The following is an 18,807-nucleotide window of genomic DNA, read 5'->3' as shown; positions in this document are numbered from 1 at the left end:
GTTCGACGAGACCGACTACCGCATCCGCCACGCGGTCGAGTGCGGGATCAATCGCCTCAAGCGCCACCGTGCGGTGGCCACCCGCTATGGCAAGTCGGCCGTCCGAGATGAGGCCACCGTGCTGGTCGCGGTCCTGAACGAATGGCTGCGACCAGCAGCGGAATCGTCCTCATCGGTCACCTTGTAGCCAGGAACGGAGGGCCAGCGGACTGTCAGCACCACGGACTCTTCCTCCGCGAACCATGAGTGATCGACGCCCCGGCCCCACACGACGTAGTCCCCCTGCTCGGCCAGGAGAACACTGCGCCCCGGCAGTTCCACCCGGAAGCGCCCGCTGATGAGGACCAGCAGCGCGGTGCGCTCTTCGCCGGTCACCCACTGAGCCCGCTCATCGCCCTGCGGGTGGACGCCCCACTTGATCTCCACGTCCTCGCTATGACGAGGATCGGAGGCGTCCTTGAAATGCCCCAGCAGCCACCCCCGGTCCAGTGCCGCGTCCCTGCCCGCATTGCCCACATACACACTGTCGGTCATGGCTCCGGAAGGTAGCAGGCGGCCGCATCAGCATTCACGGGAGCAGCTACCGCCCCTTCACAACAGGCCCTTAGCGGTGAGGAGGCGGGGACTGCGGGTCAGGAGTGCATGCTGCCTCCTGGGCTGCCATCACCTCATCGCCGTACTCGAAGGCCCACGCGCCGACGGCGTCGATGGGCGCCAGCAAGGTCCGGCCCAGGGCTGTGAGTTGGTACTCGACCCGTGATGGCGCGTCGGGGTCTGCCTGCCGGTCGACCAGACCGTTGAACTGCAGCCTGCGCAGAGTCTCGGTGAGGACCTTGGAACTGATGCCCCCGATCCGCTCCCGTAATTCGACCGGGCGCCTGGGACCGTCGCGCAGTGCCCAGAGCACCACGGCGTTCCAGGTGTTGGAGAGCAGGTCGAAGGCGAGGCGGGCGCGGCAGTCGGCAAGGAAGGCATCACTTGTCACGTACCAAATGGTGCCCGAACGGCCTTCTAGCGTCGGTGTGAACAGTCCAAGCAGGCACGGAGAGGGGCCACGTGATGAGAATCGGCGTATTGGGAACGGGCAACATGGCCGACGCACTCGCCACCCACTGGGTGCGGGCCGGGCACGACGTGACCATCGGGGGACGGGACGCATACCACGCGGAGCGGCTCGCGACGCGCATCGGAGGCAGCGCGAGGCCTGCCAGTCTGCGCGCGGCGGCCGAGTCCGGCCAGGTGGTGTTGGTCGCGCTGCCCTACGGGGCGGGAGCAGAGGTGGCACGGGACCTGCACACGGCCCTGGAGGGCAAGGTGCTGCTCGACTGCTCCAACCCGGTCGGGCCGGGCTTCCGGCTGCTGACGGAAGGAGGCCCATCAGCCGCGCAGCAACTGGCTGCGGCGGCACCGGGAGCTCACGTGGTCAAGGCTTTCAACCTCTGCCACGAGGATGTGTGGCGCATGCGGCCGCCCGTCTTCGGCGGGCGACCACTGGCCGTTCCTGTCTGCGGAGACGACGAGACTGCCCTCAGGCGTGTGCGTGAGCTGGTACGGGACGTGGGCTGTGAACCCGTGGCCGGCGGCGGTCTCGAACGTGCGGGCCTCCTGGAAGCGACTGCCGCGCTGTTCATCGCGCTATGGGTCGGCCAGGGAGCGGATGCCCAGGCAATCGCCCCTCCGCTTGCATACGCGGCCGGAGCGAGCCACCAAGAAACGGAGGGCGGCACGGCGGCCTTCCGTCAGGGGTTCTCAGGCCAAAACCGGTAGGTAATCAGGTGAGGAGCCCCCAACGTAAACGCTGAGGGCTTCTCACCTGTGGAGCACGAGCACGTCGGTGCCACTGTCGTGGAGTGGCTCGGTGCGGTTGAGGGGCTGCGATCGCCGGCCTGGCCTTCGTCGGCATTGGATGTGCAGGACACGAGGAGAAGCGCCGAAGCCACTGTGGCACATCCGGCCAGCGCTGCTTCGCCGGGCCCGCGGATCATGACGAGGTCTCCCAATACTTCCAGCCCGTCTCAGACGTCGGCAGTGTCGCCGTGCCGTCGCCGATCTAGGACCCGCAGACACTGCTGCGGCGGTCGCTCAGGCTCCGAGTTCAGCGCGGCGTTCGCCGGATTTGATCAGCGGTTGGAAGACTGGGCATACCGGACGGCCAGACGTTCCTGATCAGACCGGACGGTGAGTACGACGTCCTGTTGAGACGCGGGCGGGCCGGCCTGGAGCGTGCATCTGCTCTGGGCCGGCCTGCGCACGCAAGGTCAGTTTGCGGCGGGGACCGGGTCGCGGGTTGGTTCGGGCATCGCCGCGGGTGCGGGCGTCTGCTTCGGATCGGGCTCGGCTGTCACCGCGGAGGGAGCGGGCGTGGGGGAGTAGGGGATCTCTCCGCGTAGGACGGCCTTGGCGCGGTCCTTGTCGAGCTCGCCCTCCCAGCGGGCGACGGCCAGGGTGGCGACGCCGTTGCCGACCAGGCTGGTCACGGCGCGGGCTTCGGACATGAACCGGTCGACGCCGAAGATCAGCGCGAGGGCGGCGACCGGGACGTGTGGGACGGCGCTGAGAGTGGCGGCCAGGGCGATGAAGCCGGAGCCGGTGACGCCTGCGGCGCCCTTGGAGGTGAGCAGCATGACGGCGAGCATGGTCAGCTGCTGGGTGAGGCTGAGGTCGATGCCGAGGGCCTGGGCGAGGAAGACCGAGCCCATGGTCAGGTAGATGGCGGTGCCGTCGAGGTTGAAGGAGTACCCGGCGGGCAGCGTGATGCCGACGACCGGTTTCGAGGCACCCGCGTGCTGGAGCTTGGCCATCATGCGCGGCAGGACGGGCTCGGTGGAGGAGGTGCCCAGGACGATCAGCAGTTCTTCCTTGATGTAGCGCAGGAAGGGCAGCAGCCGCAGTCCGTTCAAGCGCATCACGGTCCCGAGGACGACCAGGACGAAGAAGAGGGCGGTCAGCCAGAACGAGCCGACCAGCAGGGCCAGATGGCGAAGGGTGCCCAGGCCGTAGTGGCCGATGGTGAAGGCCATCGAGCCGAACGCGCCGATGGGGGCCAGCCGCATGATCCAGCGGATGAGCGTGAACAGGACCGTGGAGAACTTCTCGATGCCCCGGGAGATGCTCAGGCCGGCCTCTCCGCTGGCGTGCAGGCCGAAGCCGAACAGCACGGACACCAGCAGCACCGGCAGTATCTCGTTGCCGGTCAGGGCGCTGACCAGGGTGGCCGGGATGATGGCCAGGAGGAACCCGGCGAAGCCCTCGTGGGCCGTGGTCGCCTCCGGCGGCAGGCCCTTGGCGGACAGGGCCGAAAGGTCGATGTGCAGACCGCTGCCCGGCTTGACGACGTTGACGACGAGCAGGCCGATCACCATGGCCACGGTGGTCAGCACCTCGAAGTAGATCAGAGCCTTCAGGCCCACGCGGCCGACCGCGCGGGCGTTGCTCATGGAGGCGATGCCGTGGACGACCGTGCAGAAGATGATCGGCGCGATGAACATCTTCACCAGCGCGATGAAACCGTCGCCGAGCGGCTTGAGGTCAGCGCCGAAGGACGGCCACAGCCCGCCCACGGCGGCGCCGAGGAGGACGCCGATCAGGCACTGGATGTAGAGGTGGGACAGCATCCGGCGGATGCGGCCAGGTGGTGCGGTGACGGTACCCGGGGCGGCGTCGTTGCGGCTCATGCGGGGCGTCCTTCCAGGACGGGAACGAGGAGTTCGGCTCGGGCGATACGCCGGGCGGCGCGGTGCAGCAGCACCGTGGGGGACGCGCCGTCCGGTGCGGGGACGGCTTGGGTGGCGATCACGCCGGCGGGGGTGCCCAGGCGCAGCGTGCCGTCGGCGGTCTGCCGGGCGACGCGGTGGGCGAGGGTGCCAGGGGTGGCGGCGGCCGTGGCCAGGGCCACGGCGGAGGTCAGGCCGATCGCCGGGTGCGGGGCGTGCATGGAGACCATGCGCACGGCCAGGTCGTACTCGTCCTGGTCGACGAGTGTGCCCTGGGTGCTGCGATAGGCGGCGGGTCGGGCGACGATGCCCACTTTCGGCACCGCGTGGCTGACCGGATCGCCCTCGCGGGCCAGGCCCATGGCCAGCGCTGCCTGGCGGCGCAGCAGTGTCAGCGCGGGCACTGCGGCGGCGAACGCGGTGAGGGACTCCGTGCCGTCGAGGCCGAACGCCTTGGCCTCGAACAAGGCGGCCGGTGCGCCGGCGTCCACCAGGGATGCCTCGACGGGACCGTCCGGGCCGGTCAGCTCGTCCAGTGCCCGGCCGGTCGGCAGAGCGCGGCCGGTCGTCGAGCCCGCCGGGTCCTGAAACCCGAGCAGGACCGGAACGCCCGGTGCCGAGGTACCCGGCACCACGGCCGTGCCCTCCTCCGGGGCCACGCCCGCAGGGGTGGGGATCGTGCCGGTGAGGCGGGCCCCGGTGTTGACGTTGAGCATGCGGACGGTGGTGGTGTCCGACGCGATCGGCACGAGGTCGTGGTGGACGGCGTACAGGGCCACGGCGGTGGCGCAGTTGCCGCAGTTGCTGGCCCACTCCACGCGCTCGTCGCCGATGCCGACCTGCGCGAAGGCGTACTCGACATCCACGCCGGGTTGCGTCGACGCCTGTACGACGGCGGCCTTGGAGGTGGTGGAGGAAGCGCCGCCCACGCCGTCGATCTGCCGGGGGTCGGCGGCGTTGAAGGCGGCGAGCAGCAGGGCGTCGACGTCCACGCCCGTGGCGGCCACGTCGCGGTGGTCGAACAGCCAGCACTTGCTGGTTCCTCCGCGGATCATTTCGCCCTGCAGACGCAGCACAACAGACTCCTCACAAACATGAAAAGGGGAATCCACCGACGGTCTCGCCGCGCGTGGTGTCCTCCACGGTGGGTCACGGCAGCATGAAGTACAATCTCGGAAATCTGTATGGCTATTAAGCTGAAGTGAACGCTGGAGGTGGCGGCATGCTCGACGTCCGGCGCATCCTGCTGTTCACGGAGGTCGCCCGCCGCGGCTCGGTGACAGCGACCGCCCGCGCCCTCAACTACACACCGTCAGCGGTATCGCAGCAGATCAGCCGCCTGGAAGCGGAGGCAGGACAGCCCCTGCTGGAACGCCACGCCCGGGGCGTCACCGTCACCGACGCCGGACGGGCGCTGGCCGAACGAGGGGAACGGATCGAACGCGAACTGCAGGCCGCGGAAAACGAACTCGCCGACTTCGCCGGCCTGCGCGCGGGCACCCTGCGCATCGGCACCTTCCCCACCGTCGGCGCCTCGCTCCTCCCGCAGGCCGTGATCGCCTTCCGAAACGCCCACCCCGACGTACGGCTGACCGTCCGCAGCGCCCGCATCGCCGGGCTCTGGGCGATGCTGGAGAACCGGGAGATCGAGATGTCGCTGATGTGGGACTACGACTGGAGCCGCATCGACCGGGAGGACATCGTCGTCACCCCACTCCTCGACGACCCGCCGGCCCTTCTCGTCAGCGACGACCATCCACTCGCCGGCCGCGACACGGCCTCACTCGCCGACTTCGCAGACGACCCCTGGATCACCCGCGCCGACCATCACCCGGTGGCCGAAGCCCTCGTCCGCGGCTGCCGCGCCGTCGGCTTCGAGCCCCACATCGCCTACGAGGCCCACGACTACCAGGAAGCCCAGGCCATGGTCGCCGCCGGCATCGGCGTCGCCCTCGCCCCCACCCTGGCCCTGGAGGGAATCCGACCCGGCGTCAGTGTGCTGCCCCTCCAGCCGCCGGCCCCCGTCCGCCGCATCCTCCTGGTTCGCATGGCCGACCACTCGCTCACCCCCGCCGCCCTGGCCTTCGCCGCACTCCTCGGCGACGCCGCTGCGGCCCGAACCCTCTGACACCGAACCACGCCCACCGGTCATGGAACCGTCGCGCTCACCGCTGCCAATCCAGACCCCGCGCTTCGGTGTTGGACCTGAGCAGCGGGCGGCGGCAAGCAACCCTGGCCATACGGGTCAGGCTGCGGCGGGCCAGCATCCACCGCTGATGGGTCGGGTTGCTGGCGCTCCTTGAAAACGGTTCTGTCAGCGATCTCGTGACATGCCCGGTCAGGGTCGCGTGAGGAGACGAGCTCGCAAGAGCGTGACCATCGCCCGGGGCGAAGTTGTTGGCTCGGCAAGGCAGCGTGGAGGGGAGTGCAGTCGCCGATATGGGACGCGCTAGGACCCGCTCAGCAGGGGAGCGATCCAGCGTGCGAAGTCATCGATGCCGCGCGGCTCACGGCCGGTCAGTTCCCGCACCCAGTCGGTGGTGTACGCGTTCACGCCTGCGCGCAACGCGCCAAAGGCGGCCACGATCTGTTCTGCGAGCCATTGAGGTAGCCCTGCCTGCGCGAGACCGTTCAGCGCCGCCTCGTCTGTGACGGCCACATACGTGATCGGGCGGTCCAGGGCGTGCGACAGGTGCTCGGCGACCTCGCCGTAGGTGATGGCCTCGGGGCCAGTGAGGAGGTACGTTCGGCCGTCGTGGTCGGACGTCTCCATGACGAGGGTCGCCACCGCCGCGACGTCGCGTGGATCGATCATCGCGATACGGGCGTCACCGGCGGGCAGGAAGAAGCGTCCGGCCTGCTTGATGGAGTCGGCCGAGGCGCGGATGTTCGACATCAGGTGGCTGGAGCGGAGAACCACGGTCGGGACGCCGGAGTCCTGCGCGTGCTCCTCGATGCGGCCGTGCTGATCGAAGAAGACGGTCTGCGAGCCGGCCTCGGCCCCAACGGTGGACATCACGACGATCTGCCGGACGCCTGCCAGGGCTGCCGCGTCGATCGCGTTCGCCGCGTATTCCACCTGCAGCGGATCATTGGGGCACACGAGGAACACACGCTCGACGCCGTCGAGCGCCTGCCGGAGCGTGCCCACATCGGCGAAGTCCCCGTACGCGAGGTCGATGTCGTCGCCGAGGATCGCAGCAGCGCGAGCGAGATCCCGTACGAAGGCACGCACGCCGACGCCCCGGCCTCGCAGCTCCTGGACGACTTGCGCCCCGACGTTGCCTGTCGCACCTGTCACCAAAACCATCGCCACAAGAGCCAACCGTAATTTTCTTGCCACGTTACGTAACGAGGACGCGCCTGGGGCTGAGGAGGATTCGCCGAGTTGAATTTCCCCACCCCATGCTCGGTCAGAGGCCACACTTGCTCACCCGATTCCCCGCCTGGCCGAAGGGTGCCCGGGTCACAGTCAGACCTGAGACCCGCCCTGGGCCAGCGGGCACTTCACCGGCCGAAGCCTCGCGGAGTTCGTCGACGCTGATGTGCTCGAAGTCGTTGCTGACCCCGGTGGGCGGCACCGTCGGCCCCCGCGTCATCGCGGAGCACCTCCTCGCCGCTGCGCTGACCGGTAACGGCGAGCCGTGGGGCCGAGGGCCGGCGAACGCGGCCCGGCTGGCCGTGGACCGCGGGGTGCGGTGACGCGGTGCCTCCGGCCGGTCGCGGCCGGTCGGTTCAGCGGCCCTTCGGGGCGAGCACCGCAGCGATGAGTTCCCGGCGGCTGCTCACGCCGAACCGGGCGAACACCGCCGTAAGGTGCTCTTGCACGGTGTACCCGGAGACGTGCAGCCGGGCCACGATCTCCCGGGTGGAGCACCCTTGCAGCACCAGGGCGGTGACCCGGCTCTGGGCCGGGGTGAGGCCGTGCGCGGCCAGCAGCAGGGAGCCGAGCTCGGCGGCGGGCGCCGGCTCGATCACCACCCCGATCTGGTCCTCTGACCGCCCCCGCAGCCAGGTGGCGTGCAGGGTCAGCCACTGCCCGTCGGCGGTGCGCAGCCTGACCGAGCCGGGCCGGTGCGCAGCCTCATGCGACGCGTCGGGCGCCCGGGCCAGCTGGGCGGCTACCGAGTAGACCGGCATCGGCAGACCCTGTATCTCGGGCCCCTCAAGCCGGGCCAGCCAGCGTTCGGCGTCCGGGCTGATCGAGACCAGCGAGAGCCCCTGGTCGAGCACGATCACGCCGGGGCCGCCCGCGGTTCCGGCCCCGTCGTCGGTCAGCGCTTGGTGCACGACGGCGCGACGCAGGCCTTCGGCCAAGTGCGGGGCGAGCCTGCGCAGGACGTCCAGGTCGCTGCTGGAGAAGCCGGCTTCCGCGTCCGCCCTGTGCAGGCAGAGCACACCCCAGCACTCGTGCCCGACGATCAGGGCGGCTCGAAGCTCGTCGCCAAGCCCCAGGCCGGCCATGATCTCGCGGTAGCGGGCGCTGGCGGAGCGCTCGCCCCGGGTCGCCCGGTCTAGCGACATCACCGGCTCCGGGCTCCGGGCCAGCGCCGCGAACTTGTTGACGTCCGCGCGGCCATACTCGTTGTCCAGGAAGAGCGGGGTGGCACCGGCCAGCGGATCCTGGGCGACAGCCGAGGTGAAGAGCAGGGTCGCCGGGTCCACCGAGGCGAAGAACACGGCCTCCACGGGCAGGATGCCCGGCAGGCGGCGCAGCACCTCGGTGGTCAGGGCGGGCGTGTCCAGGTCGGCGTAGCAGCTGTCGATCAGCCGCTCGACGTGTCGCTCCCGCAAGGTGGCGACCATGGCACTCACGCTACGCCGCCGCCCGCTCCGGCACGAGCCCCAGCTGGCTCAGCAGGCCCAGCTCGTCCAGCCGGCCCCAGCGTTCGGCGATCCGGCCGTCCCGCAGCCGGAAGACGTTGATGCCCTTGAGCACCAGCGTGCGGCCGTCACCGGGGACGCCCATCACCTCGCCGTGCTGGGTGCCAGAGGCGGTGAACAGTTCCACCACCACGTCGCCCTCGCCGACCAGGCGCCCGAGGTCGGAGTGCCAGTCGGGGCACGCCTGCCGGAAGATCGCCCCTGCGGCGCGCATGCCCTCGCGGTCCGTGCCGACGCCCATGGGCGGGTCGTGGTTGACGAAGTCCTCCGTGAGGTAGGTGTCGACGGCTGACAGGTCGCCCCGGGTGAACAGCGCGTCGATGAATGCGGTCACTATCTGCTTGTTCTGTTCGATGGTGTTCATATGGCCAGCCTCGGCCTGCGGGCCCCGAACCGGAACCCCACTTTTCTGGGGTCCGCTCGTCCGGGGTCCGGACCGGTCATCTCACAAGCCGTTCGCGGCACCAGCGCACCGCGCGGGCCTCGCTCTTGGCCAGGACTCGACGGCTAGGGCAGTTCAAGAGATCACCGCGCGGCTGGCTCGCATCACGATCAGGATCCTGGGCAACGGACCTGTGGTGGTGGCCGCGAAGACGCCGGGATTCGCCAGTTTTCGCTGGGGCCTCGCAAGGCAGGAGACTTGGAGGCGTCACCCTGGCAGCCGTACGACCGCCACCACCACGACCATGGAACGGCTGCCAGTCCAGGAGAAGGCCCGGTAAACGGCCCGGCTGGTGGAAGGCATCCCGGTCCCACAATGGAACAGCCCGATCCGGCTATGACCACTGGGCCGAGCTGTTGAAACCCGCCGAGCTGCACCGCGGCCGGCTCCTCGACCGCCTCACCCCCGGCCGGCCCCTCGCGGCCTGAGCCCCGCGCGGGGCCCGGGCCGGCCCCCAATGCCCTCCGGCGCGTGCCCGGGGCCCGACCCTCCGGGCTGTGCCCCAAAGCTCGCCGTGGGGAAAGGCTCGGTCATGACCTTCAAGAATCCCGTGCAGCGCGGCGGCTCCCGCCGCGGCCGGTTCGAACAGTTCGCCGAGTACGCCTCGAACTTCACCAGCTCCCCGGCCTTCTTCCTCTTCTGCCTGCTGCTCGTCGGCTTCTTCGTCGCCGTCCACGCTGCCCACCTGCCACTCGAACTGCTGCTGCTCGCGGGCGAGGCCATGACGGCCGTCACACTCCTGCTGCTGGCCCTGCTGAAGAACGCCGAGATGCGCGCCGAGCACGCCGTCCAGCGCAAGCTCGACGCGATCGCCGCGGCGCTGCTGGAGGCGCACCGGGAGGAGCAGGGCCAGGCGTTCGAGGACCTGCGCCATGCGATCCGGATGGAGGAAGAGACCTGACCGAGGCCGGCGAAACGCCGACGCGGTTCTTCACGGCATCCCGAAGAGGGACGAACATGCCGTGTCATGGACATCTTGCTCGTCGCGAGCGCGTTCAACTCTCTCTCCCAGCGTCTGTACGCCGAACTGTCGGACCACGGGCACCAGGTGGACGTCGTCCTGGCCGCGCACGGCCCCGACCCGGTCCGGGCAGCCGTGCGCGAGCTGCGCCCGGACCTGATCGTCGCCCCGATGCTCAAGACCGCGCTGCCCGAGGACGTGTGGCGGGAACACACCTGTCTGATCGTCCACCCCGGCCCGCCGGGCGACCGCGGCCCCTCCTCGCTGGACTGGGCCGTCTCCGGCCGGGCGGAGCAGTGGGGCGTGACCGTGCTCCAGGCCGAGGCGGTCATGGACGCGGGCCCGATCTGGGCGGCCGAGCCGTTCCCCGTTCCGCCCGTCGGCAAGAGCGACCTGTACCGCAACGAGGTGTCCGACGCCGCCGTCACCGCCGTCCTGACTGCCGTACGGCGCTACGCCGAAGGCGCCCACAAGCCGCTGGCGCAGACCCACGAGTCGGTCACCGTCGTCCAGCGCGACGTCATCCGGCAGGAACGGCGGCGGATCGACTGGGAACGGGACGACACCGAGACGGTCCTGCGCAAGCTGCGCGGCGCCGACTCCCAGCCCGGCGTCCTGGACGAACTCCTCGGCCACGAGGTGTTCCTGCACGGAGGCCACCCCGAAGACCGGTTGCGCGGCCGGCCGGGCGCCCTGCTGGCCCAGCGGGCGGGCGCCGTCTGCCGCGCCACCCGCGACGGCGCCGTCTGGATCCCGGAACTGCGCCCCCGCAAGAACTCCGGCGACCCCGCACCCTTCCGCCGGCCGGCCGCCTGCGTACTCGCCTCCTGGCAACCGGATCCCGGGCTCCCCGAGGACCCCGCCCCGCTCGAACTGCCGTCCGGCCGGAGAACCTGGACCGACATCCGCTACCGGCAGCGGGGTGACGTCGGCTTCCTCGCCTTCTCCTTCCCGGGCGGCGCGATGAGCACCAGCCAGTGCCGCCGCCTGCTCGCCGCCTACCGTGAGGCGCTCAGCCGGCCCACCCGCGTCCTCGTCCTCGGTGGGCCACGGGACTTCTTCTCCAACGGCATCCACCTCAACGTCATCGACGCGGCCCCCGACCCGGCCCAGGAGTCCTGGACCAACCTCAACGCGATGGACGACCTGGTCGAGGCCGCCCTGCGCACCACCGACCGGCTGGTGGTGGCCGCGCTCGCCGGCAACGCCGCGGCCGGCGGCGCCATGCTCGCCCTCGCCGCCGACCAGGTGTGGTGCCGCACCGGTGTCGTCCTCAATCCGCACTACCGCCGGATGGGCCTGTACGGCTCGGAGTTCTGGACCTACACCCTGCCGCGCCGCGTCGGCGCGGAGCGGGCCGAACAACTGACGGCCGAGGCGCTGCCGGTCAGCTCGGCGACCGCCCGGCGGATCGGGCTCGTGGACCGGCTGGTGCCCGCCACACCCCAGGACTTCGCGGACGAGGTCGGCCGGCTGGCCACCGACCTCGCCGGCACCCCCGGCTTGGACCGCCTCCTCGCCGAGAAGGCCGCGGCCCGCGCGGCCGACGAACGGCAACGGCCCCTCGCCCGCTACCGCGAGGACGAACTGGCCCGCATGCATGCCCTCTTCTTTGACCCCGCGGCCCCCTACCACGCCCTGCGCTCCGCCTTCGTCCGCAAGACGCCGGGCGGCTCGCACCGCCCCCTCGCCGCCCCGGCCGGCGGAGATCTCCGGTGACGCCGCGGCTGCTGGTGGCCGGCGTCGGGAACATCTTCCTCGCCGACGACGCCTTCGGCCCCGAGGTGATCCGCGCCCTCGAAGAGCGCCCCCTGCCGCCCGCGGTACGGGTCCGCGACTACGGCATCCGCGGCATGGACCTCGCCTACGACCTGCTGTCCGGCTACGCGACCGCCGTCCTTGTCGACGCGGCTCCGCGCGGCCACCGCCCCGGCACCCTCTCCCTGATCGAGGCCGAACCCCCCGACGGCACCGTCCAGCCCGAGGCCCACGGCATGGACCCGGCCAAGGTGCTGGCCCTGGCCACCCACCTGGGCGACGAGCCACTGCCCCGGGTCCTCGTCCTGGCCTGCGAACCCGCCGTCATGCCGAGCGACGACGACCTCCTGCCGGGACTCAGCGCGCCGGTGCGCGAAGCAGTCGGCCGGGCCGTGGACGCGCTGCACGCGCTCCTGCCCGCCCTGCTCGACGACCCCGCCGCACCGCTGCCCCCGTTGGGCCGCCCGGTGGAATCCGGGACCCCGCGCACGGCTGCGCTGCCCGGCACCGCGCCCGGCGGCGCCGAAGATCGATGAGACTCCGAGCCGCACGGAAGGCGGCCCGGGCTTCGTCACCAATCCGAGGAGCAGCGCCCATGTGCGGGTCCGACGTCAGACAGGCCGTCCTGGCGAAGAACGACGACCTGGCCGCGACCCTGCGCGGCGAGCTCGCCGGACAGGGCGTGACCGTGGTGAACCTGCTGTCCAGCCCCGGCAGCGGCAAGACCGAACTGCTCGGCCGGGTGCTGGCCCGCGCGGTGGAGCAGGGCGTCCCGGTGGCCGCCCTCACCGCCGACCTGGCCACCGAGAACGACGCCACCCGGCTGGCCCGCTCCGGCGCCCCCGTCCAGCAACTGCTCACCGACGGCCTGTGCCACCTTGAGGCCCGCCAGGTCCGCGCCAGGCTCGATGGCTGGCTGCCGCCGAAGACCTCCGTCCTCTTCGTGGAGAACGTCGGCAACCTGGTCTGTCCGGCCTCCTACGACCTCGGCGAGACCCTGCGGATCGTGCTGATGGCCGTCACCGAGGGTGAGGACAAGCCGCTGAAGTACCCCACCGCGTTCGGCTCCGCCCATCTGGTCGCCATCACCAAGACCGACCTCGCCGGGCCGGCCGGCTTCGACGAGAGCCTCTTCCGCGAGAACGTGCACCGGGTCAACCCGGGCGTGGAGATCGTCCGTTCCTGCGCCCGCACCGGCGCCGGCGTCGGCACCCTGCTGGAGCGTTGCCTCGCCGCCCGCGACGGCGCCCCGGCACACCGGCCGCCCCTCGCCCCGCACCCGCACGTCCACCACCACACCCCGGCCGCACCCGTAGCATGACCGCCCCCGCGACCGGACTGGTCCGCCGTCGGCTCACCGTGCGCGGCACCGTCCAGGGCGTCGGCTTCCGCCCGCACGTGCACCGCCTGGCGTCCGCGATCGGCCTGAGCGGATTCGTCGGCAACACCGGCGACGGCGTCCTGATCGAGATCGAGGGCCCGGCGGACGAGGTGGACCGCTTCTGCACGTTGCTGGCCGCTCAGCCGCCACCCCTGGCCACCGTCACCGCGGTCGACGGCGTCCACGTGCCCGCAACCGGCGAGACCGGCCCGTTCACCATCCGCTCCACCGAGCGGGCCCAGGGACGCACCCAGCTCCCGCCCGACACCGCGACCTGCGCCGACTGCCTGCGCGAACTGGCTTCCCCCGGCGACCGCCGCCACCGTCACCCCTTCGTCACCTGCACCCACTGCGGCCCCCGCTTCACCATCGCCACCGGCATGCCCTACGACCGGGCGGCCACCACCATGGCGGGCTTCCCGATGTGCCCCGCCTGCGCCCACGAGTACGGCGACCCGGCCGACCGGCGCTTCCACGCCCAGCCCGTCGCCTGCCCCGACTGCGGCCCGCGTCTCGCGCTCACCCCGGCCGAGGGCCTCGGGATCCGCCCGGCCCGGGACGCGGAGGCACTCGCGACGGCACGGGCGCTGCTCGCCGCCGGGCGGATCGTCGCCGTCAAGGGCGTCGGCGGCTACCACCTGGCCTGCGACGCCACCGACCCGCGGGCGGTCAGCGCCCTGCGCGACCGCAAGGAGCGGGGCGGCAAGGCGTTCGCGGTGATGTGCGCCGACCTGGCCACAGCCGAGCGGATCGCCCTCCTCTCCGACGCGGAACGCGCCGCCCTCACCTCCGCCCGCCGCCCCATCGTCCTGCTGCGCCGCCGCACACCCCCGGGCGGCCTCCGCCTCGCCGATCAGGTCTGTCCGGGCAGCCCGTACATCGGTCTGCTGCTGCCCTACACCCCGGTGCACACCCTGCTGTTCGGACTTCCCGGAGATCCCCCCGGCCCCCGGACGCTGGTCATGACCAGCGGCAACCGCTCCGGCGAGCCCATCGTCACCGACGACGGCGAAGCACTGAACCGGCTGGCCGGACTCGCCGACGCCTGGCTCGGCCACGACCGGCCCATCGCCGCCTTCTGCGACGACTCCCTGCTCCGGGTCCGCCCCGACGGCACCGAGCAGGTGCTGCGCCGCTCCCGCGGATACGTCCCCCGGCCCCTGCGCCTGCCGCGCCCGGTGCGCCCCACGCTCGCCGTAGGCGCAGACCTCAAGAACGTGCTCTGCCTGGGCGAGGGCGAGCACGCCTGGCTCGGCCCGCACGTCGGCGACATGGGTGAGCTGGCCACCTTGGAGGCCGCCGAGCGGGCCGAACGGCACCTGGCCCGCCTCACCGGCGTCACCCCGCGCCGGGTGGCGGCCGACCGGCACCCCGGCTACCACTCGCTACGGCGCGCTCGCGCCCGCGCCGCCGGACTGGGGCTGCGCGCACCGGTGCTCGTCCAGCACCACCACGCCCACATCGCCTCAGCGATGGCCGAGCACGGCCTCGACGGCACCACACCCGTGATCGGCGTCGCCTTCGACGGCACCGGTCACGGCGACGACGGCACGGTGTGGGGCGGGGAGGTCCTGCTCGCCGACTACAGCCGGTACCGGCGCTTCGCCCACCTGGTCCCCGCCCCGCTGCCGGGCGGGGACGCCGGCGTGGCCAACCCGTGCCGGCTGGCCCTGGCCCGGCTGTGGGCGGCGGGGCTGCCCTGGACGCCGGGGCTGCCGAGCGTCACCGCCTGCTCGGACACCGAACGCGCTGTCCTGCGCCGGCAGCTGGAACGCCAGGTGGCCTGTGTGCCCACCTCCAGCATGGGCCGGCTCTTCGACGCGGTGTCCTCACTCGTCGGCGTGTGCCACCGGGCGGGCTACGAGGCGCAGGCCGCGGCGGAACTTGAGGCGGCCGCGCTGGAGGCCGCCGGCTCGGACACCGTGGCGTACCCCTTCGGCCTGAGCGGCGCGGACAGCCTCGGCTGCGACCCCGCGCCGATGCTGACGGCCCTCCTGCACGACCAGGCCCGCGGCACCCCCGTGCCGGTGCTCGCGGCCCGCTTCCACCGCGGAGTCGCGCGGGCCGTCACGGAGATCTGCCACCGCGCCCGCACCGCGACCGGCCTGGCCACCGTCGCCCTCACCGGAGGCGTCTTCGCCAACGCCCTGCTGGAGCAGGAGTGCGCCGCTCTGCTCACCCGGGACGGCTTCACGGTCCTGCGGCACGGCGAGGTCCCTCCGAACGACGGGGGACTGGCGCTCGGCCAGCTGATGGTCGCCGGAACAGCCCACCACCACGAGACGGAGTGACCCATGTGTCTGGCAGTGCCCGGCAAGGTCGTGTCCATCGACCAGCGCGCCGACCCCCTCACCGGAATGATCGACTTCGGCGGAGTGCAGAAACAGGCGTGCCTGGAGTACCTGCCCGACGTCCAGGTGGGGGAGTACGTCATCGTCCACGTCGGATTCGCGCTGCAGCGCCTCGACGAGGAGTCGGCCCGGGCGTCCCTGGAGCTGTTCGAGCAACTGGGGTTGCTGGAGGAGGAGTTCGGCGACGCCTGGGAACAGGCCGCCCGGCAGGAGAACGGAAGTGACGTCCGATGAAGTACATCGACGAGTTCAACGACCCGGCACTGGCCCGCCGGCTGCTGGACGAGATCCGGGCCACCGCCACCCGGCCCTGGGCGCTGATGGAGGTCTGCGGCGGCCAGACGCACTCCATCATCCGCCACGGCATCGACCAGCTCCTGCCGGAACAGGTGGAGTTGATCCACGGCCCCGGCTGCCCGGTGTGCGTGACGCCGCTGGAGGTCATCGACAAGGCCCTGGAGATCGCCGCCCGCCCCGACGTGATCTTCTGCTCCTTCGGTGACATGCTGCGCGTGCCGGGCACCGACCGCGACCTGTTCCGGGTCAAGGGCGAGGGCGGCGACGTCCGCGTGGTCTACTCACCGCTCGACGCGCTCGACCTCGCCCGCAAGAACCCCGGCCGCCAAGTCGTGTTCTTCGCGATCGGCTTCGAGACGACGGCACCCGCCAACGCCATGGCCGTGCACCAGGCCCGCCGCCTCGGCCTGGACAACTTCAGCCTGCTGGTGTCCCACGTCCGCGTCCCCCCGGCGATCGAGGCCATCATGACGGCCCCCAGCTGCCGGGTGCAGGGCTTCCTCGCCGCCGGTCACGTGTGCAGCGTGATGGGCACCGCCGAGTACCCGGACCTGGCCGCGAAGCACCGCGTGCCGATCGTGGTGACCGGTTTCGAACCGCTCGACATCCTGGAGGGCATCCGCCGCGCCGTCCACCAGCTGGAACGCGGTGAGCACCGGGTGGAGAACGCCTACCCCAGGGCCGTACGCGACCAGGGCAACCCGGCGGCCCTGCGCATGCTGGAGGAGGTGTTCGAAGTCGCCGACCGCAACTGGCGCGGCATCGGACCCATCCCGGCCAGCGGCTGGCGGCTGACCGACGCCTTCCGCGCCTACGACGCCGAACACCGCTTCGACGTCACCGGCATCCGCACCGAGGAGCCCGCCGTGTGCCGGGCCGGCGAGGTCCTGCAGGGACTGATCAAGCCGACCGAGTGCGAGGCGTTCGGTACGGCCTGCACCCCGCGCACCCCGCTCGGCGCCACCATGGTCTCCAACGAGGGCGCCTGCGCCGCCTACTACCTCTACCGCCGCTTGACCGACGGCCCGGCCCGGCAGGGATCCCGTGTCCCCCGCGAGGAGATGAACCCCGTTGGCTGATCTCGCAACCGAAGCGGTGGAGGCGACCGGACCGGTCGTCGACCCCGCGAACTGGACCTGCCCCGCCCCTCTGCGCGACCAGCCGGTCGTCGTCATGGGCCACGGCGGCGGTGGCGCCCTGTCCGCCGAGCTGATCGAGCATGTCTTCGCGCCCGCCTACGGCAACCCCACCCTCGCCGCCCTCACCGACTCCGCCGTCCTCGGCCTCGGCGGCACCCGGCTGGCCTTCTCCACCGACTCCTACGTCGTACGGCCGCTGTTCTTCCCCGGTGGCTGCGTCGGCGACCTGGCCGTCAACGGCACCGTCAACGACCTGGCGATGAGCGGCGCTCGGCCCGCGTACCTCTCCACCGCCTTCATCCTCGAAGAGGGCGTGGAACTGGCCGTCGTGGAACGCGTCGCGCGGGCCGTCGGCGCGGCGGCCGAGGCGGCGGGCGTCACCGTCGCCACGGGCGACACCAAGGTCGTGGAGTCCGGGCACGGCGACGGCGTGTACATCACCACCGCGGGCGTCGGTCTCGTGCCCGACGGCGTCGACATCCGCCCGCAGCGGGCCCGGCCGGGCGACGCCGTCCTCGTCAGCGGGCCCATCGGCCTGCACGGAGTGGCGGTCATGAGCGTGCGCGAGGGCCTGGAGTTCGGGGTGGAGATCGCATCCGACACCGCACCCCTGGCGGACCTCGTGGCCACCATGCTGGCGGTCACCAAGGACATCCACGTCCTGCGCGACCCCACCCGCGGCGGCCTCGGCGCGTCCCTCAACGAGATCGCCCGCGCCTCCGGTACCGGTGTCCGGCTGCGCGAGCGGGCCCTGCCGGTCCCCGACGAGGTCGCGAACGCCTGCGGCTTCCTCGGCCTGGACCCGCTGTACGTCGCCAACGAGGGCCGGCTCGTCGCCTTCGTACCCGCGGGGGACGCCGACGCCGTGCTGGCGGCGATGCACGCCCACCCGCAGGGCGCCGGGGCCGCCCTGATCGGCGAGTGCGTGGCCGACCACCCGGGCATGGTGGTCGTCGCCACCGGGCTCGGCGGCACCCGGGTGCTCGACCTCCCGCTGGGCGAGCAGCTGCCGCGCATCTGCTGACCCGTCGCCGGACGGACATCGGCCCCGCCGTGAAGGCGGGGCCGATGTCCGTCTCACGGCTCAGGTCTGGACGCCGGTGATCTCCAGCTCGCGTCCCCTGCGCAGCTCCCGGGACGGCCGGTCGCAGCGCGGGCACCAGAAGAACGGGGGCATGCCGACCGCGAACTCCTCGGCACACTCCCCGCACCAGGCGTACGCGGGCACCTGCTCCACCACGAGCCGGGCCGCCGCGAGGGCCGTACCGTCGCGTGCCACCTCGAAGGCGAAGTGCAGCGCGTCCGGCACCACACCCGCGAGCTCTCCGACGCGGACGGTCACCGACGCGACAGCGTCGGCGCCGTCCGCGCGCGCGATCTCCCCGGCCTGCTCCACGATCGCGGTCGCGATCGACAGCTCGTGCACGCCGGCCTCAGGGGTACCGGTGGCGGGCGCGCAGCCCCCCGGTCATCCGATAGATCCGCAACTCCCGGACGATTCCCGGGAGTTCCTTGACGATCACCGTGGCGACCACGCTGCCCACCAGCGCGCCCTGCACCGCGAGCAGCTGCCGTCCCGACAGACCCCGCCGCACGGTCCTTCTTCTTCGCCCGGCTGTGCTCATCACGTTCATCGCGTTCATGGCCTTCATGGCGTCACTTCCGCTCTCTCATCCCGGTGAGATGTTCGGCATGTCCTTCACCAGGGCGTCATGCCGTTTCCAGTGGATACCGGTGGAGCGGCGCGCGTCGGAGGTGCCGTCCTGGTGATGTCCGGTCTGATGCTTGTACGGACCCCTGTTGCCCTGGTGCAGTCCGCGCACGTGGGAGGGGGTATCGGGCCTGGCCTGGGGCCGGCCCACCCGGATGCTTCCCATGTCC

The 18,807-nt window shown here is 71.8% G+C and carries 21 protein-coding genes; 11 read left to right on the top strand and 10 right to left on the bottom strand.

Annotated features, from left to right (window positions below; genetic code table 11):
* Nucleotides 1-84: 84 nt before the first annotated feature.
* Together C3489_RS08305 and C3489_RS08300 are read right to left on the bottom strand one after the other, a co-directional pair.
* A complete protein-coding gene (locus tag C3489_RS08305) occupies nt 85-534 on the bottom strand; it encodes a signal peptidase I (protein ID WP_258054604.1) in 450 nt (149 codons plus the stop codon).
* Nucleotides 535-604: 70 nt separating this feature from the next.
* Nucleotides 605-985, bottom strand: a complete 381-nt coding sequence (locus C3489_RS08300) for a helix-turn-helix domain-containing protein (protein ID WP_103781097.1) — start codon at nt 983-985, stop codon at nt 605-607.
* A 74-nt stretch (nt 986-1,059) separates the two neighbouring features.
* On the opposite strand from C3489_RS08300, the gene C3489_RS08295 reads away from it, so the two are divergent.
* Nucleotides 1,060-1,767, top strand: coding sequence for an NADPH-dependent F420 reductase (locus C3489_RS08295; protein ID WP_103781157.1), 708 nt, complete (start codon nt 1,060-1,062; stop codon nt 1,765-1,767).
* A gap of 491 nt (nt 1,768-2,258) precedes the next feature.
* On the opposite strand, the gene C3489_RS08290 is transcribed toward C3489_RS08295, so the two are convergent.
* Together C3489_RS08290 and C3489_RS08285 are read right to left on the bottom strand one after the other, a co-directional pair.
* On the bottom strand, nt 2,259-3,674 hold the full coding sequence (locus C3489_RS08290; RefSeq protein WP_103781096.1) for a dicarboxylate/amino acid:cation symporter: 1,416 nt from the start codon (nt 3,672-3,674) through the stop codon (nt 2,259-2,261).
* A complete protein-coding gene (locus tag C3489_RS08285) occupies nt 3,671-4,789 on the bottom strand; it encodes a PrpF domain-containing protein (RefSeq protein ID WP_103781095.1) in 1,119 nt (372 codons plus the stop codon). The genes C3489_RS08290 and C3489_RS08285 overlap by 4 nt, the downstream gene beginning before the upstream one ends.
* A gap of 146 nt (nt 4,790-4,935) precedes the next feature.
* Here C3489_RS08285 and C3489_RS08280 point away from each other — a divergent pair, with 146 nt between their 5' ends.
* Complete coding sequence (locus C3489_RS08280; protein WP_103781094.1) at nt 4,936-5,841, top strand: LysR family transcriptional regulator; 906 nt, start codon at nt 4,936-4,938, stop codon at nt 5,839-5,841.
* 321 nt (nt 5,842-6,162) lie between these two features.
* Here C3489_RS08280 and C3489_RS08275 read toward each other — a convergent pair whose 3' ends face one another.
* A complete protein-coding gene (locus C3489_RS08275) occupies nt 6,163-7,023 on the bottom strand; it encodes an SDR family oxidoreductase (protein ID WP_258054613.1) in 861 nt (286 codons plus the stop codon).
* A gap of 248 nt (nt 7,024-7,271) precedes the next feature.
* Between C3489_RS08275 and C3489_RS38605 the strand changes: the two genes are divergently transcribed.
* On the top strand, nt 7,272-7,415 hold the full coding sequence (locus C3489_RS38605) for a hypothetical protein (RefSeq protein WP_181139566.1): 144 nt from the start codon (nt 7,272-7,274) through the stop codon (nt 7,413-7,415).
* 33 nt (nt 7,416-7,448) lie between these two features.
* On the opposite strand, the gene C3489_RS08270 is transcribed toward C3489_RS38605, so the two are convergent.
* Nucleotides 7,449-8,519, bottom strand: a complete 1,071-nt coding sequence (locus C3489_RS08270) for a LuxR C-terminal-related transcriptional regulator (RefSeq protein ID WP_103781092.1) — start codon at nt 8,517-8,519, stop codon at nt 7,449-7,451.
* 10 nt (nt 8,520-8,529) lie between these two features.
* Nucleotides 8,530-8,961: an ester cyclase gene (locus tag C3489_RS08265; RefSeq protein WP_103781091.1), complete on the bottom strand. Its 432-nt coding sequence runs from the start codon at nt 8,959-8,961 to the stop codon at nt 8,530-8,532.
* A gap of 610 nt (nt 8,962-9,571) precedes the next feature.
* Here C3489_RS08265 and C3489_RS08260 point away from each other — a divergent pair.
* The 8 genes from C3489_RS08260 (at nt 9,572) to hypE (ending at nt 17,950) form a co-directional block, all read left to right on the top strand.
* On the top strand, nt 9,572-9,940 hold the full coding sequence (locus tag C3489_RS08260) for a hypothetical protein (RefSeq protein ID WP_103781090.1): 369 nt from the start codon (nt 9,572-9,574) through the stop codon (nt 9,938-9,940).
* 66 nt (nt 9,941-10,006) lie between these two features.
* The gene (locus C3489_RS08255) at nt 10,007-11,719 is read left to right on the top strand and encodes a hydrogenase maturation protein (protein ID WP_103781089.1); all 1,713 of its coding nucleotides are present in this window, start codon (nt 10,007-10,009) and stop codon (nt 11,717-11,719) included.
* Nucleotides 11,716-12,294 carry a hydrogenase maturation protease gene (locus C3489_RS08250; protein ID WP_103781088.1) on the top strand — a complete coding sequence of 193 codons (579 nt, stop codon included), beginning with the start codon at nt 11,716-11,718 and terminating at the stop codon, nt 12,292-12,294. Before C3489_RS08255 ends, C3489_RS08250 begins: the two co-directional genes overlap by 4 nt.
* A 59-nt stretch (nt 12,295-12,353) precedes the next feature.
* Nucleotides 12,354-13,079 (top strand): hydrogenase nickel incorporation protein HypB, encoded by a 726-nt coding sequence (gene hypB, locus C3489_RS08245; RefSeq protein WP_103781087.1) that lies wholly within the window; start codon nt 12,354-12,356, stop codon nt 13,077-13,079.
* On the top strand, nt 13,076-15,430 hold the full coding sequence (gene hypF / locus C3489_RS08240; RefSeq protein WP_103781086.1) for a carbamoyltransferase HypF: 2,355 nt from the start codon (nt 13,076-13,078) through the stop codon (nt 15,428-15,430). The genes hypB and hypF overlap by 4 nt, the downstream gene beginning before the upstream one ends.
* A 3-nt stretch (nt 15,431-15,433) precedes the next feature.
* A complete protein-coding gene (locus tag C3489_RS08235; protein WP_103781085.1) occupies nt 15,434-15,724 on the top strand; it encodes a HypC/HybG/HupF family hydrogenase formation chaperone in 291 nt (96 codons plus the stop codon).
* Nucleotides 15,721-16,866 (top strand): hydrogenase formation protein HypD, encoded by a 1,146-nt coding sequence (hypD, locus tag C3489_RS08230; protein WP_103781084.1) that lies wholly within the window; start codon nt 15,721-15,723, stop codon nt 16,864-16,866. Before C3489_RS08235 ends, hypD begins: the two co-directional genes overlap by 4 nt.
* Nucleotides 16,859-17,950 (top strand): hydrogenase expression/formation protein HypE, encoded by a 1,092-nt coding sequence (gene hypE, locus C3489_RS08225; RefSeq protein WP_103781083.1) that lies wholly within the window; start codon nt 16,859-16,861, stop codon nt 17,948-17,950. The genes hypD and hypE overlap by 8 nt, the downstream gene beginning before the upstream one ends.
* A gap of 60 nt (nt 17,951-18,010) precedes the next feature.
* On the opposite strand, the gene hypA is transcribed toward hypE, so the two are convergent.
* From hypA to C3489_RS08210, 3 genes are read right to left on the bottom strand one after another with little or no spacing between them, the layout of a single operon-like run.
* Nucleotides 18,011-18,352 (bottom strand): hydrogenase maturation nickel metallochaperone HypA, encoded by a 342-nt coding sequence (hypA, locus tag C3489_RS08220; RefSeq protein ID WP_103781082.1) that lies wholly within the window; start codon nt 18,350-18,352, stop codon nt 18,011-18,013.
* A 7-nt stretch (nt 18,353-18,359) separates the two neighbouring features.
* Nucleotides 18,360-18,569, bottom strand: a complete 210-nt coding sequence (locus tag C3489_RS08215) for a hypothetical protein (protein WP_181139577.1) — start codon at nt 18,567-18,569, stop codon at nt 18,360-18,362.
* A 27-nt stretch (nt 18,570-18,596) separates the two neighbouring features.
* The gene (locus C3489_RS08210) at nt 18,597-18,803 is read right to left on the bottom strand and encodes a hypothetical protein (RefSeq protein ID WP_103781080.1); all 207 of its coding nucleotides are present in this window, start codon (nt 18,801-18,803) and stop codon (nt 18,597-18,599) included.
* Between the last annotated feature and the right edge of the window lie 4 nt (nt 18,804-18,807).

Origin of the sequence: Streptomyces sp. Ru71, from assembly GCF_002920535.1 — a bacterium.
GTDB lineage: Bacteria > Actinomycetota > Actinomycetes > Streptomycetales > Streptomycetaceae > Streptomyces.
Note: the sequence above shows the minus strand (reverse complement) of the source record. Positions and strands in the feature narration are given on the sequence as shown.

Bases quoted from the DNA above. Each gene is read 5' to 3' on its own strand.
- C3489_RS08215 (WP_181139577.1), bottom strand. From the start codon at position 18,569: ATGAACGCGATGAACGTGATGAGCACAGCCGGGCGAAGAAGAAGGACC.
- hypD (WP_103781084.1), top strand. From the start codon at position 15,721: ATGAAGTACATCGACGAGTTCAACGACCCGGCACTGGCCCGCCGGCTG.
- C3489_RS08210 (WP_103781080.1), bottom strand. From the start codon at position 18,803: ATGGGAAGCATCCGGGTGGGCCGGCCCCAGGCCAGGCCCGATACCCCC.
- C3489_RS08305 (WP_258054604.1), bottom strand. From the start codon at position 534: ATGACCGACAGTGTGTATGTGGGCAATGCGGGCAGGGACGCGGCACTG.
- hypB (WP_103781087.1), top strand. From the start codon at position 12,354: ATGTGCGGGTCCGACGTCAGACAGGCCGTCCTGGCGAAGAACGACGAC.
- C3489_RS08295 (WP_103781157.1), top strand. From the start codon at position 1,060: ATGAGAATCGGCGTATTGGGAACGGGCAACATGGCCGACGCACTCGCC.
- C3489_RS08290 (WP_103781096.1), bottom strand. From the start codon at position 3,674: ATGAGCCGCAACGACGCCGCCCCGGGTACCGTCACCGCACCACCTGGC.
- C3489_RS08260 (WP_103781090.1), top strand. From the start codon at position 9,572: ATGACCTTCAAGAATCCCGTGCAGCGCGGCGGCTCCCGCCGCGGCCGG.
- C3489_RS08270 (WP_103781092.1), bottom strand. From the start codon at position 8,519: ATGGTCGCCACCTTGCGGGAGCGACACGTCGAGCGGCTGATCGACAGC.
- hypF (WP_103781086.1), top strand. From the start codon at position 13,076: ATGACCGCCCCCGCGACCGGACTGGTCCGCCGTCGGCTCACCGTGCGC.
- C3489_RS08265 (WP_103781091.1), bottom strand. From the start codon at position 8,961: ATGAACACCATCGAACAGAACAAGCAGATAGTGACCGCATTCATCGAC.
- C3489_RS08255 (WP_103781089.1), top strand. From the start codon at position 10,007: ATGGACATCTTGCTCGTCGCGAGCGCGTTCAACTCTCTCTCCCAGCGT.
- C3489_RS08275 (WP_258054613.1), bottom strand. From the start codon at position 7,023: ATGGTTTTGGTGACAGGTGCGACAGGCAACGTCGGGGCGCAAGTCGTC.
- C3489_RS08280 (WP_103781094.1), top strand. From the start codon at position 4,936: ATGCTCGACGTCCGGCGCATCCTGCTGTTCACGGAGGTCGCCCGCCGC.
- C3489_RS08235 (WP_103781085.1), top strand. From the start codon at position 15,434: ATGTGTCTGGCAGTGCCCGGCAAGGTCGTGTCCATCGACCAGCGCGCC.